We start from the raw sequence: 14071 nt of genomic DNA on the forward strand, positions 1-14071 counted from the left end.
GAAAATATGGATAAAAAGACAGTAGCCATTGCTTCAGATCATGCTGGCTATGAGTTAAAAAGTGAACTTGTTAATTCATTAGGTAAACAAGGTTACAAAGTTATTGACTTAGGAACCAAAAGCGGTACAGAAAGTGTTAATTATGCCGATTATGGTTTCAAACTAGCTGAGTACATGAAAGACCATCCTGATGTTGAAGGAATAGGAATTTGTGGAACAGGACTAGGAATAAGTTACGCTCTAAATCGTTTCAGCTTCATTCGTGCGGCAAGAATTACAAGCAATGAAGATGCTAAACTTGCTAAACTACACAATAATGCCAATGTTATTGTTTTTGGCGGACGCCAAACAAGTCCAGAAGAAGCATTGGAAATGTTTAAAATTTGACACAATACAGATTTCGAAGGTGGCAGACACGAATTACGTTTACACACATTAGAAACTAAAGGTTCGCAAGATTAATTAATAAGTTCAACTTTTTGAAAGACACAACTTTTGAGTAGTTGTGTTTTTTTATTTGCTTTTTTATAGTTAATAAAAAAACAAGAACCGCTGGCATTAACGGTTCTTGTTTGTATATTGTTGATTATTCATTAACGCCAGTTAATTGGTAAGAAGATTAGACATCAAATAGCTACTCCAGTAAGAGATAGTCCCGCAATTGCTGAAATTACTATGAAGGTTAGATTTCAGTATTTACGAGCAAATTCCTTGATTGAGGTAAATATTTTTTTGAAAACACTTTTGCTTTGCATAATTATCCTTTTTGACCGCTTCCTTGTCTTGAAATTGCTCTCATAATTCTTCCTCTAAATAAGAAGTAAACAACAAGCATAGGTAGAATAACAAGAACGTTGGCAGCCATCCGAATATTTCTGTAAATAATTGATTGTTCACTTGAGTCATCTTTACCAGTAGTAAATAATCACACGTTCATAACTGTGTAGCTTCCTTGTCCTTTTGCTCCCAAAATTAATTGTGGTCACATGAATGAGTTTCAAGAAGCAAGTGCAGTTAGAATAACAACAGTTCAAATAGTTGATTTAACCATTGGGACAGCAACACGAACAAAGAATTTTAGCTCGTTTGCCCCATCGATCATTGATGATTCACGTACTGAATCAGGAATTGCTTCGAAAGCATTTCTGAACATAAATCCAGAGAAAACACTAGCTGCAAAAGGAATTGTTAAAGCAACAAATGTTCCCTGGTTAGCATTTAGTCCCATCGTAACAATAACTTTGTACTGACCGGCCATTAAGGCTGTTTCAGGTAGAACTAGTAATGCTAAGAAAAATCCTCAAGAGAAGTTTTTGAATCTTCATTTTCTTAAACTAAAGGCATATCCAAATGTCATAGCAAAGAAAATACGACAAGTAACACTGAAGGCAGTTATCGCCGCAGTGAATACAACAGCGCTTCAGTATCCTTCTTGGTATGCTTTAGCGAAGTTATCTCAATGAGCTTTGAATTGTGCTGATTCTCCATTACGTGGATATCAAATGATTATGTCTTTACGGTTAGCAGCATCTGATGAAATCAGTGATTGAGAAATCATGAAGTAGAAAGGGAATAAAATTAGTAGACCAAAAAATGTCAGAATTAAGAATTTAAAGATGAAGGCAAGAAGTTGTCCAACAACTTTATTGTTTTCAACTCCTTTAGTTAAATTCTCAACTTTAGAATTTAAAGACTTTTTTTGTAAATGGTGTCTTGCTATTAATTTTACGTGATACACGTTTTACTCCTAATGTTGTACTCAATCTAAATGATACGGCTACTAATTTACGTACTGAGAATGAAACAAATACTCCCAGAACAAACAAGATAAGTGATGCTGCTCCAGCTAAGTAGAAGTTTCCTTCTGCTACTGCTTTATAAACGAATAACATAATGGTTGCTCCACCATTATTAACAGCATCTGTTGGGCTGTTGTTGAATAAAGCAAGTGGAAAAACTTTAATTCCCCCAATTATTCCGATTGTAATTAAGAATGAAATAGTTTTACGAATAGAAGGTAATGTAACTGAGAAGAATTGTTTTAATTTGTAGGCTCCATCGATTGAAGCTGATTTGTATAATACTGGACTAACTGATAACATAGCAGTTGTCAAGATAAGAATTTGGAATGCTAAGCTTCCTCAAATTCCGTTGATTAGAATAGCAAAGAATGCTGTTCAAGAATTGGTAGACGCTGATGTTAATCAAGGAACCCTTTTACCAATAATGGCATTTAAAATTCCGGCATCTGATGCGAATAAGTATGAAAATGTAACAGCAACAGCAATTGAGCTGGTTACATATGGTAAGAAGAATAGTGTTTGTCAAAATCCTCTTGCTCATTTTTTAACCACGTGGGCGATTGCACTAGAAATTAAAATAGAGCAAGTTAGAGATAATGGCAAGGCCATCAAAGAATAAATAATTGAGTTTCTTAGTCCGATTTGGAATTGTTGACTTCTTAATAGAGTTTTAAAGTTATCAATACCAGGACTTACGTCTGAAACTAGAAAACCTGTTTGCACTTTGAAGGCGTCAGTAATTGTTATTATGAAAGGAATAATAATAAATAAAGTAATAAGTAATAATGAAGGCAAAATCAGAATAAGAGGTTTGTAAAATTTCTCTTTTCTGTTTAAAATGCTTAAACTGGTTAAATGTTTTTTAATGCGAAATTTCTTCAAGAAGAAAGATTTAAAAGAAAACATTATTTGTTTACTCTTTCACCAGTTTCTATGTCGAATAAGTGTAATTTATCAATGTTTTTTACACCTAATTTAATTGTGTCACCAACTTCATAACGATCTTTTGCAGTCAAGTAAACGTTAGCAATGGTGTCAATGTTTTGTAAGTAAACTTGTGATTGAATTTCTTTTCCTAGATACTCAACAACTTTAATATCAGCATCAATAAATCCATTTGCTGATTCGGTTAGTGATTCCGCTCTGAATCCTACACGAATTTTGTTTTTGTTGTAGTTATCTACTTTAACAAGTCTGTGATTGTTAACAACAACGTAATTATCAACAACGTCGGCATTAATAATAGTCATTTCAGGCATTCCAAGGAATTTAGCAACGAATTCGTTAGCTGGTTTTTCATATAGTTCCATTGGAGAACCCATTTGTTGTACTAAAGCAGTTGACATACATACAACTCTGTCACTAATTGACATAGCTTCTTCCTGGTCATGAGTAACAAAGACTGTTGTGATTCCACTTTCTTGTTGCAATTTTCTAATTCATTTACGTGTTGAGATACGTAATTTAGCATCCAAGTTTGATAGTGGTTCGTCCAATAGAAGAATTTTTGGTTTTTTAACAATTGCCCGAGCAATAGCTACCCGTTGTTGTTGCCCCCCACTTAGTTGTGTAGGTCTTTTTCATAAGTTTTTAGTAATTTCAACTTTGTTAGCAACTTCCATAACATCACGGTTAATTGCTTCACTGATTGTTAAAACATCTTTTGACAGCTCAACAATTTGAGCTCTTACTTCAGGTCTTGATTGTTCAACTAAAGCATGAACTTTTTCGTTTAGTGAGTAAAGTTTTCTGTTATATTTTCAACCTTGACCTTGTTTTTCAAAAATTGGGTCGAAAATTGTATACAAGTCTTGTTTGTATTTTTTGTTGATTTCGTTTCTTAATTTTTTAGCTTTTGCAACATTTTCTTTAATTTTTACATTGATAATGTGGTGGTTTGCAATTGCTTTATCTTTTTTGAAAATTCTTTTTGCTTGTCTGTATAGGATAGCATTTCTTACTTTTGTTGTTTTATACTCAAATTTATAAATTTGTGAGTAAGCATTAATGATGATTTTAGCAATTGATTTTTCGATGATATCTTGTGGATCAATTTTATTTTCACCAGCAAATGCGTTTTTAACAACGTCAGCACGTCATTTTTCAAAGTTTTCAACAGTTCGTTTGTAATCATTGATTCTACGTACTTGATCATCAAGAATTCTTAGTTTTGACACTGATTTCAATTGATCAAAAGTAGCTTTTTCAAGCTTACATTCTAAGATTTTGTTTACTAGTTTGTTATTTTGATGAATTAAAACAGGTTTTACTGAATCCATTTCGGCTTTAGTATTAACTGTTTTAGCTTCCATTAGTTCAGGAGCAATGTAGTGCAATTGTTTTCTTTCTTCTGAACGTAATTTTTTTTCAATTTGCTTGAATTGTGTAATTGAAGCAACCAATTTTTGTGCTTCTTTTTGAATTTTAGGTTGAATATCTACATATCTCGAATCGATTTTTAAGTTAAGTGCGTTTTTAGTTTCACGTACATTTTGGTGTAGATCTTTTGATTTTTTCAAAACATCTTTTGTTAATTTATTTAATTCAGCAACTGATTTAGATTCTAAACGACCTACTTCATTTGAAGAATGTTCATAAATATTGTTTTTTTCTGATTTTAGCCCTAAAATGTATTTTCTACTTTCTTTAGGGTTGTCGATTGTCATGTAGAAAGTTTTTCTTAGTTCTTTAATTTCGTCTTCAGAAACATTATTTTCTTTTAGAATCAATTCGTAAATTTTGTGTTGTGCGCTACGCGAATTTTCAATTGTTTCTTCTTTTCAGTGTTGATCATTACTTAATGGGAAGGCAATATTGTCATACACAGTCATGTGTGGATAAAGAGCATAGTTTTGGAAAACTAACCCTAATTCACGTTGTTGTGGTGAATATTTAGTTACATCTATACCACGGAAGAAAATTTTTCCGCTTGTAGGTTTTAGTAATCCTGAAATGGCATTCAGAGTTGTTGATTTACCACTTCCTGATGGACCTAATAGAGTAACAAGTTCACCTTCGTGAATATCAAAAGTAACATTGTTTACAGCAACTGCATCACCGAAGTCAATAACTAAATTTTTAATTTCAATAGCTGGAATTTGTTTTTTTAGTTCATATCTTTCTTTAGCATATTGATAAACTTTTTCTTGTTCTTTTTCAATATTTAGTTCACTCATTTGCACTCCTTTCTTTGTTATTTATTATTTTGTGTTTCAGACTTTAGACTACCGTCGGAATTGACTAAAAATTGTTCAAATCCGCCTTCTCTTTCACTCAAGAATCTAGAAAAATTGTTATCTCTTTCAGTAGTTATTCAGCCACCCGGAGTAAATTCGGGTAGTAACATAAATTGAGTCGTTGGATCTCCGTGTGTCACATATACTCTTGGAACAAAATCATAAGGTTTATTAGCACTGAACAATTTATAAAAACCTTGCTTGTGAATTATTCCGTAATTTGTAGCGGCCCAGAAGTAAGGCATGAATAGAGTTTGGAAAGAAAGAAAATGATCAGATACTTGTGAAATGAATTGTAGCAATTCAGATTCTCCTACCCTTGGAGTGGAAAAACCATTTTTCAGAACTTCAAATTCGTAACATTTAGTGAAATCTGATAACTCTGTTGGATTTGGTTTGTCTGAATATAGTGATATTCCTACAAAACGATCATATGACATACTACTTACAAGTATTTTTATTTTTCTTCCTGGGGTCAAAATTGATTTAGCAAATTTTGTATCTTGATCGCTAGCAAATTGTTCTTCAGTGTGTTTTGGATCACCATCAACATATGTTGTCGGTCCTGGTGCCTCAGGAGTGTCTAGTGCTCAAGAACGGATTCTTGCTTGCATTTCTTTGCCATCTTTTATATATTTAACAGTATAAGTATCTCCGTCGCTTACTCTTACAACAGTTGCATCATATACAACAAATTTATCTCAATAAGTTTTGTAAGAAGTAGTGATTTCTCCTGTACTTGAATCAAAGTTTTTCTCTTCTTTCTTTATCGATAGAAGCTTTGAAAAATCAACATTGACTAAATTTTCAATAGCATCATAAACTGTTTGCGATGATTTTTTTCAGTTATCAACTTTAGATGCTTCTTCATTGTTGCCACGATTTGATCCGCCTCTGTTATCACTACCACCATTAACATTCACACAAGAAACAACTGGAAGGCAAGCAAAAGCAGTTAACGATGTAACTGCTAATGTGCTTAACAAAATTTTTTTGTTTTTTCGCATGAAATTATTCTAAGCTCAATGATTCTTTAATTGCATTAACATATGTATTAAAATCAATTGCACTTCCATTTGCTGCTTTGTTTGCTAAACCTTTTCCTGCACCTGTTATGGCACTTCTTAAACGTTGTGATTTAGGGGCAGCAACGTCTTCTACGATCTTATTATCTTTTGAGTCATGTTCAATTTCAATTAACTCTTTTGAAATTATTTTGATAGCCTCATTTGCATTAGAGCTATTTACTTGTTCAATTGACATGCTTAATTTAGATTTTGTTGGAGCTAAGTAGTCAGCCAATTCAGCTAGTGATTCAACTGGAGCTTGATCTTTAGCTGAGATTTTTAGTCCAGATTTGGTTTTGAATGTTATTTTATCTGAATCTGGGTTCACTGTTAACATTCATTTAACAAATTCTAATGTTGCTTTATCTTCTGTATCGTTTGAGTGTACTCCGATAATTGAAGGACCTTGTAATAATGTGAAGGTTTTTTGTGAAGAAGCTTTTGCTTTAGATGGAGCACCTAATCACATAATATCTTCTTTTTGTGCTGAGTTTGCAGAACCTGATTTTTCTTCAAATAAATCACTTGGAACTCAATATACTTCAAAATATTTTCCATTTTTATCAACAACAGTTCCATTTAAGAATTTAGCACCTTCTAGTGTTCCTTCTCTTCCATTTCTTGAAAATTTGATTTCTCCGTCACTTTGAACAGAAAGCACTTTTAATTCAGGATCTGTGCTGCTAAATATCAAGTAACCATTAGTTAAATCTTTAACAGCTTCTTTCAATTTAGCTGCATCTTCAGCTGTCTTAGGAGAATAGTCATATCCATTTTTCGACACATCTTCTGCTACTGTAGGTAAAATTTTATTTTTATATTTACCAAAGTTAACTATACTTTTTGATTCATCTGTTGAGGCAGAAAGTTTATTTACAAGTCCTTCAGCTGAAGAACCTTGCAACAATGAGCCTGCTTTAGATCCAAATACAAGAAGTTTTGAAGATCCTTCAGCAAATGTTTTACTTCAACCTGCTGTTGAACCTAGAGAAATAGCAAGGTTGTGGATAACTAGTTCATTTGAACCATATGCTCCTTCTCCACCAATTCATAAACCTTTATATTGGAAAGCATCTTGCATTAAATCATATGCAGCTTTTAAACGTTTACCTTGTGGAGTGTTTTGATTAAGAAGATTCTTATAGTTGAATCCTCCATCTCTTACTTGTGAAGCATCTTTGTTGATTAATGAATCTTCATTTTGTCCTGCTAGTGATGCCGCAATTGTGTAAACAGCATTAGGGTATGAGTCCATTCCTAAAACATAGTTTCTGTTGTTAGGGAAAACTCTTTTAGCCAAGGCGGTGAATTTTAATAAGTCTTCGTAATCTGTGAAGATATTATCATTCATTGTGTAATTTGCTAAAGCCTTTTGTAATTCATCTTTTTGTGCACTAGTGTATTTTCCACTGTCTCAAGCTGCTTTTACTGCTTTCTTGTCAGATTTTTCATCATCTGAAAGACCTTCTCAGTATGTTTTCAATTCATTTACAACTTTTGAGTTTTGAGTATCGATTTTTGCTCCGGCAGCAACTAATTCTGAAATTAGCATACCTGTTACTGGTTTGTTGATTGATAGCATTTCACCAGATTTTGAAGCAGGAATTGTAAGGATACTATTGTTTTTATTTCCTGCTATTAATTTATTTACTTCCAAGAAAGAACTTGAGTATAAATTGTTGATTTCTGTTTTAAGAGAATCGAAATTTAACCCCATTTGGTATTGTTGCAATACTGAAGCAACAGTAGGGTATTGAATAATCAAGTTGTAGAAGTCATTTTTAGCTTTTACTTTTAGTTTGCTAATGTATGAACTATCTGAATATCCTGAAGGCGCAATAACAATTACAACTGGTAGAATATCTTTACCTTTGTAATCTTCTTTCAATACTGCTTTTTTCACCTTACTGTTGTTTTCAATTTCTAATTCAGAAAAGTGTGATTTATTGTAAAAATCTACAAGCGCTTGTAAAGCAAGTCCTTGGTAGTTAGTTGCAGATCAAGGCGAGTAAATTCTTAGCAATCCATCATTATTTTGTTCAAATGAAGCAGGACCCCTTTCGTCTTTTGTTGTATTATTACCACAAGAAACTAATCCTGCTACCCCTGCTATTGGAACTGCAATAGCAGCTAAAGCTGTTAAAAATTTAGCTTTTTTTGTCATTTTCTTTCTCCTAAATTGTTCTTTATAAGAAAAAACAAGAAAACATATCAAGCGGGTACTTAAACCCGCACTTTTCTCAGTTTTCTTGTTACTTCATTTTGTGTTTTCATACTTAATCTTTTACACTCTAATTATATAAAAAAAAGCATAGTTGTCAAAAGTTTTACCTTCAATTGACAACATGCTTCTTACTATTTATATTGGTGTGTTTTTTCATATTCAATGGCACGATTGAAAAAGGCATTTTCAATCTTCAAACTTCAAGTTTGTTTTTGTTTATCAATGTGTGGTAAACGTTTATACAGTCAGTGTACTGAAAAGATGGTAATGATAATACCAACAACCAGGGCGTTAACAACAAAACCAACACTAACCATGTATGAACAAGTTTCTTTGCTGTGTCCTGAATTGTATAAACCGAAACCTATTCCAACAAAAGTACCCATAACAAATCAGAAAGTGATAAATGATTCTAAAGCAACAACTAAAATCGCCATTTTAATGTTATTAGTTGCTCTAAATAACAATATTCCCCCAACCGCGAATGAGTAGAAAACCATTCTTACCATGTTTATTCTTAAGAATGTTGAAACTTCTTCCAGGCGTTCATTTGGTACATTTAAAATTTTGATGAAATATGGTGCTAAGATTGCCACTATTGAATAAACAAAAACGGCATAAATGACTGCAATCATTAGAGCATATCAGTACGTTTGTCTTACCCTTTGCACATTGCGTTTTGTGTAGTTGTAACTTAATAATGAACTAGATCCATCTGCTATTCCAAATAGAGCTAGGAAAAATAGTGTAATTGAAGGGGCTGCCTTGGCTCAGTTATAAACGTTGACAAATCCATCACTATATGGTAAGTAATTGAATAGTAAAGTGATCATTAAGTTGGTAACTGCTACTCCAAAAGTACGTACAAAAGCACTTAATCCCAATAAAGATATTGGTGCTATCAAACGGTAACGAAATCTAAATTTAAATAAGTGTTTTAGATCAATTCAAGTGTCATTTTTCTTATCACTAACAATGACATAAGCAAAGTAGGCTAGCACATTAACAATTCAACCTACGATTGTTGCTGCTGCTCCACCCAAAATTCCTCACTTTAGAACAATAATAAAAATTGCATCAAAAATTAATCCTACAATGTTAGCAATGATAGCTCATATCATTACATAAGAGTTTTTACCTTCTGCCCGAATTAAGTAAGAAAGTAATAAGTAAAATCCTTGCAATAAAGTTCCAGCAGCATAAACATAAATGTATTGTTGTGCTCATTTAACTGCTATTTTGTGACCGGCATCAAAATATTGACTTAATATAGCACCAGCATTAGGATTCGACAATTTTTCATTTAGTTCACTAAACTTAGTTACATCAAGGTGAGTGCGGCTTGCTACTTTATCTACAAGTCCTGCTCAAATGGCAATGAAAACAACTAACATTGCAAAAATAGCTAATCCTGAAGTTGTTCAAAAAGCAGTTGCTCATAAGTCTTTAGCAGTCATTTTAACACCTTTTGAGATGCATTTTGTGTAATAAACACTTGTTCCCATAGGTACTAAAATAACAACCGCGTTACAGAAAACAACGAAGAAAATAGTTGCGTTAACACTCAAAGAAGCAATAACATCACTAGTTAAGTTACTAATATTTGCTCCACTTATTTGTTTATATGTGTTAAAAATGGTATTAAATTGCTCTCTTGTGACATGATTGGCTGCAAAAGAAGGATCTAAATAATTGTAAATTAGACCCGAAGTGTTGGCAATATCGCCATCTAGCATTGCTAATGTTTTTGGCACAAAATTTAAAATAAAAACTTGATTAAAAAATGAATATAAACCCATCATCAGCATGGTTAAAAGACCTGGTATTGCTACCATTCATATAGCTTTTTTAATAGGAGTCTTTTCAAAAAGCTCAACAGCTCTTTCTTGGCCTTGTTGCGAGTTATTTTTTCGCTTGTTTCAATGTTTCATAATCAAAAATTGTATTCCTATTTTTTCAAATGTTGACATGAATTTTTACAGAATTTTTTGTTGCTTTGTTATAATGTTTAGCGTTACATAAGGAGTACGGAGCGTAGCTGCTATGAAGTCACCAACCTGCTAATAAGTAAGGTGGTAAGCGAGGGGTTAATAACCTAACATGTTGCTTTATTTCATATAAGATAATAGAATCCTCCTACTCCTTTCATTTGAAAGGGGTTTTATTTATGAAAAAGTATTTTACTTCAGAAAGTGTTGGAGCAGGACATCCAGACAAAATTTGCGACCAAATTTCTGATGCTGTGTTAGACGCAATTTTAGCAAAAGATAAAAACGCAAGAGTTGCATGTGAAACATTTGCAACAAATCGTTTAATTGTTATTGGTGGAGAAATCACTACAACTGCCTATGTGGACTTGGTTTCTATTGCTTGAAAAGTAGTAAAAAAATTAGGATACAAAGAAAATGACTTTACTATTATTAGTGCTATCAATTCACAAAGTCCAGATATTGCAATGGGAGTCGACAGAAAAGATAGCGAATTAATTGGAGCAGGAGATCAAGGAATTATCTTTGGGTATGCTTGCAATGAAACTAAGGACTTTATGCCATTAAGCATTACTTTAGCACATGAGTTAGTCAAAAAAGCTGAAGAACTAAGACTCAAAAAGCAGCTACCACATGCTAAAAGTGATATGAAAAGTCAAGTTACAGTTGTTTATGAAGATAACAAAATTAAAATTGACAAAATTCTTATGTCAATTCAGCACTTGGAAAGCACAGACTTAAATCGTTTTAAACAAACTATTAAAACAAAAGTAGTTGATCCTGTTGTAAAAAAATATAATTTAAATTCCGATTTTGAATTTCTATTCAATCCAACAGGACGTTTTGTTGTTGGAGGACCAATCGGTGACACAGGTTTAACCGGAAGAAAAATTATTGTTGATACATATGGTGGGCATGCACACCATGGTGGTGGGGCATTCAGTGGTAAAGACTACACAAAAATCGATCGTTCAGCTGCTTACATGGCGCGTTATGTAGCAAAAAACATTGTTGCCGCTGGCTTAGCAAGCGAATTTGAAGTACAACTTTCATTTGCTATCGGTTTACCCTATCCACAGTCAATTTTTGTTAACTCGTTTGGAACATCAAAATTAAGCGATCGAGAGTTTATAGATATAATTAATGCCAATTTTGACTTATCAACAAACGGAATTTTTAAAACCTTGGATTTAAAAAATGTTAAGTATCAGCCAACTGCAACATTTGGTCATTTTGGGCGTGACGACATTGAATTCAATTGAGAAAAATTGGATAAAGTAGATACCTTAAAACAATACTTAAAATAAAAACAAAAAATCACTCCTACAACTTTATGGGAGTGATTTTAATTTCTTTAAGTTTTGTTACTAAAGGAAAGTATTTTCCTTAATATAAATTCATAAATCTTCAATTATTTTCAAAACTGCATAACGGTTGGCATTGTCAATATAGTTTTCAATATTACCAGTGGTTAAATACACGGTTTGTAAATAGTCAGCGTGTTTAGAATTTTTTGCATGTCGATTACACAAGAAACCACCTTCATGGGGTATGAAATCAACAATATTGTTTTTCGTTTTGCATATCACACAACCATCAGTTTTGACTTTTAAACCAGTACAAGTTAAAAAATCGAAAATCAAAATTAGCAAGTAAAGATTATCATCGCCCTTACCGAATTTATTGACTAAAAAGAAAAAATCACTAACAAATTCATAAGGATTTGAGTCAATGTTTTGTGCCATTAATAATAATTTATTGGTTACATTAATGTTGGTATTAATGTCAAATTGGGCAATCAAATCAGCACGTTTGAGTTTACTCATTTTACCTTCAAGACGGGCTTGAAAAATTTCACATTCGACAACATTTAAAAGCTGTAATCTTGACCTGTTTTTAGATTGTATTTTTCTTGTTCCTTTAGCCAAAAATGTAATTGGTTTATTCATTGTCAAGATTGTAACAATTTCATCATATTCATCATAGTCAATTTTGTTGATAACTATTCCCTGGTGTATTGTTTCCATATCAAGATTATAACATTTAGCCTAAACATTACATAGTCGATGTTATACTGCCAAAAGTGAAGGATTCGGGTAAAAGAAAGCAAAATAAAAGCCAGAAATTGTACTTCTGGCTAAAAATTAAATAAGATTTTCGCTTTTCAGGTAGTCAATGATTTTTGTGTCAGTTTTACTTTTATCAATAGAAATTCCTAAATCTGAAAGATATTTAGTTGCAGTTTTATAAATGTCTTTATCTAAGAAAAGAATATTGTAAGCAATTTGTTTTTGTTTTGCTTCATCTTTTCAAGGAGTAACATCTAAACTTCATTTATAAACAACCTTGTTATCAACAATTGAAGAAGTTAAAATTGGTACCAATTTAATTAAATATTTAGCCTCAATCGTTTTTGAAGTAGGATTGTAGAAATTGATTGCTGTTGGTAAAGCGTTTTGGTTAAATTTTTTTGATTGGGTTTGTGAATCTTTTGTTAATTCAGTATCAAAATCGTATGTTAAACGAGTTTTTAAAGCAGGTATTGACACACTGATGTTTAGTTTGTAAACATTATCGCTTCTTTTTTCAACTGAAGCAACCTTAAATGTTACTGTGTAGTCTTTTGAATCATAGCTAAATGTCTTAGATCAGTCTACTGAATTTGAATTTGTATAACCTTCAGCTTCAATATCGGTTGGGTTAACGCTAGCTGTTGTGTTAGCAGTAGATCTAATTTTGAAAACAGGAGTGTTTTTTACTGCTTTTAATAAAATGTTACTGAATAAAAAGTCATCTTGGGAATAAACTACATTGCTTGTTGGGTTAACAAAACCACTGATTACTTGATCTTTTTTTAGTTCTCATAGTGAGAAGTTCAAGTCTCCGGAAGCTGTTGAAGAATATTTTGAAACACCTTTGTAACCTAATAACTGACTAAAATCGATGTTATCGTTTGAACCGACTAGAAGTGGATTATTAGCGGCTGTTTTTAAAGTTAAATCATTTGGATTTGCTAAAGCATTAAAACTTGCCAAATCATTTACGTAAGCATTATTACGATATAAACTTAAATCACTGTTACGGCTATATTCTCAAGTTTCAATTAATTTGTTTTCTACTAAATATTTCATTAAGTATAAATTTTTAGCACTTTGATCGTAACCATTAAACGAATTTTTTTCATCAGTTGTCATTTTGCTTGTGTCAGTTAATGACAATACTTTGTCTTTAGAATTAGCAACGCTTAGTGATAACAAAGTATCATTTTTTATTAAATAGTTGTAGGCTACCATTTTTTGCAAAATGTTTAGTTTAATGTTGTCATCTAATTTGTCTGAATTATCATAAATAAATTTCATTTCAGCATCAGTTGGTACTTGTCAACCTTGTGGATTAAAAGAAGAAGTGTCAACTGATTTTTTGTTAAATTCTTGTACTAAATTCACGAAAAACATTGGGTTAGACTCAATTTGCTTGAATGCATAAATGTCAAAAAGGGTTTTGTAGTCTTTATAAAAACTTGAGCTAGTGTCCTCTAAGCCTTTTGAAACATCTGAACCATATAAAACTTGTAATTGTGTACTAGCTAAAGTTGTTAAAACTTTATTCTTTGTTGCTGTTGATGTTAGAATTGTGCCAGCACTTGGATCTGAAGTTTCAGTATTTTTACATGCAACTAAAGGAGCAGAAACTAACGATGTTGTGGCTAAAAGTGCCGCTGAACTAAATAATATTTTTTTTGTTTTAGTCATAA

At 32.2% G+C, this 14071-nt stretch carries 11 protein-coding genes and 1 pseudogene; 2 read left to right on the forward strand and 10 right to left on the reverse strand.

Annotation, left to right across the window (positions count from 1 at the left end; all coding sequences use genetic code 4):
- Window positions 1-6: 6 nt before the first annotated feature.
- Entirely contained in the window at window positions 7-462 is a 456-nt protein-coding gene (locus ACWXVN_RS00780; protein WP_455978791.1) for an RpiB/LacA/LacB family sugar-phosphate isomerase, read from the forward strand.
- A 131-nt stretch (window positions 463-593) separates the two neighbouring features.
- On the opposite strand, the gene ACWXVN_RS00785 is transcribed toward ACWXVN_RS00780, so the two are convergent.
- The 8 genes and pseudogenes from ACWXVN_RS00785 to ACWXVN_RS00820 all read right to left on the reverse strand — a co-directional run bounded on the left by ACWXVN_RS00785 (window position 594) and on the right by ACWXVN_RS00820 (window position 10260).
- The gene (locus ACWXVN_RS00785; protein ID WP_438341610.1) at window positions 594-755 is read right to left on the reverse strand and encodes a hypothetical protein; all 162 of its coding nucleotides are present in this window, start codon (window positions 753-755) and stop codon (window positions 594-596) included.
- A gap of 2 nt (window positions 756-757) precedes the next feature.
- The gene (locus ACWXVN_RS00790; RefSeq protein WP_438341609.1) at window positions 758-1738 is read right to left on the reverse strand and encodes an ABC transporter permease subunit; all 981 of its coding nucleotides are present in this window, start codon (window positions 1736-1738) and stop codon (window positions 758-760) included.
- Window positions 1680-2525, reverse strand: a complete 846-nt coding sequence (locus ACWXVN_RS00795; protein ID WP_455968053.1) for a carbohydrate ABC transporter permease — start codon at window positions 2523-2525, stop codon at window positions 1680-1682. The genes ACWXVN_RS00790 and ACWXVN_RS00795 overlap by 59 nt, the downstream gene beginning before the upstream one ends.
- 182 nt (window positions 2526-2707) lie before the next feature.
- Entirely contained in the window at window positions 2708-4468 is a 1761-nt protein-coding gene (locus ACWXVN_RS00800; protein ID WP_455978965.1) for an ABC transporter ATP-binding protein, read from the reverse strand.
- 111 nt (window positions 4469-4579) lie between these two features.
- Window positions 4580-4978: pseudogene (locus ACWXVN_RS00805) on the reverse strand (ATP-binding cassette domain-containing protein); the annotation flags it as partial.
- Between the two features lie 17 nt (window positions 4979-4995).
- A complete protein-coding gene (locus ACWXVN_RS00810; RefSeq protein WP_455978792.1) occupies window positions 4996-6045 on the reverse strand; it encodes a hypothetical protein in 1050 nt (349 codons plus the stop codon).
- A gap of 4 nt (window positions 6046-6049) precedes the next feature.
- Entirely contained in the window at window positions 6050-8269 is a 2220-nt protein-coding gene (locus tag ACWXVN_RS00815) for a P68 family surface lipoprotein (RefSeq protein ID WP_455978793.1), read from the reverse strand.
- Between the two features lie 191 nt (window positions 8270-8460).
- On the reverse strand, window positions 8461-10260 hold the full coding sequence (locus ACWXVN_RS00820; RefSeq protein WP_455978794.1) for an MATE family efflux transporter: 1800 nt from the start codon (window positions 10258-10260) through the stop codon (window positions 8461-8463).
- Between the two features lie 236 nt (window positions 10261-10496).
- Here ACWXVN_RS00820 and metK point away from each other — a divergent pair, with 236 nt between their 5' ends.
- Window positions 10497-11624, forward strand: a complete 1128-nt coding sequence (gene metK, locus ACWXVN_RS00825) for a methionine adenosyltransferase (RefSeq protein WP_455978795.1) — start codon at window positions 10497-10499, stop codon at window positions 11622-11624.
- Window positions 11625-11684: 60 nt separating this feature from the next.
- Here the strand turns inward: metK and recO are convergent, their stop codons facing one another.
- Window positions 11685-12344, reverse strand: coding sequence for a DNA repair protein RecO (gene recO, locus ACWXVN_RS00830; RefSeq protein WP_455978796.1), 660 nt, complete (start codon window positions 12342-12344; stop codon window positions 11685-11687).
- A 117-nt stretch (window positions 12345-12461) separates the two neighbouring features.
- The gene (locus ACWXVN_RS00835; protein WP_455978797.1) at window positions 12462-14069 is read right to left on the reverse strand and encodes a HinT-interacting membrane complex lipoprotein P60; all 1608 of its coding nucleotides are present in this window, start codon (window positions 14067-14069) and stop codon (window positions 12462-12464) included.
- Window positions 14070-14071 lie beyond the last annotated feature (2 nt).

It is taken from the genome of Mycoplasma sp. 4044, from assembly GCF_053851695.1.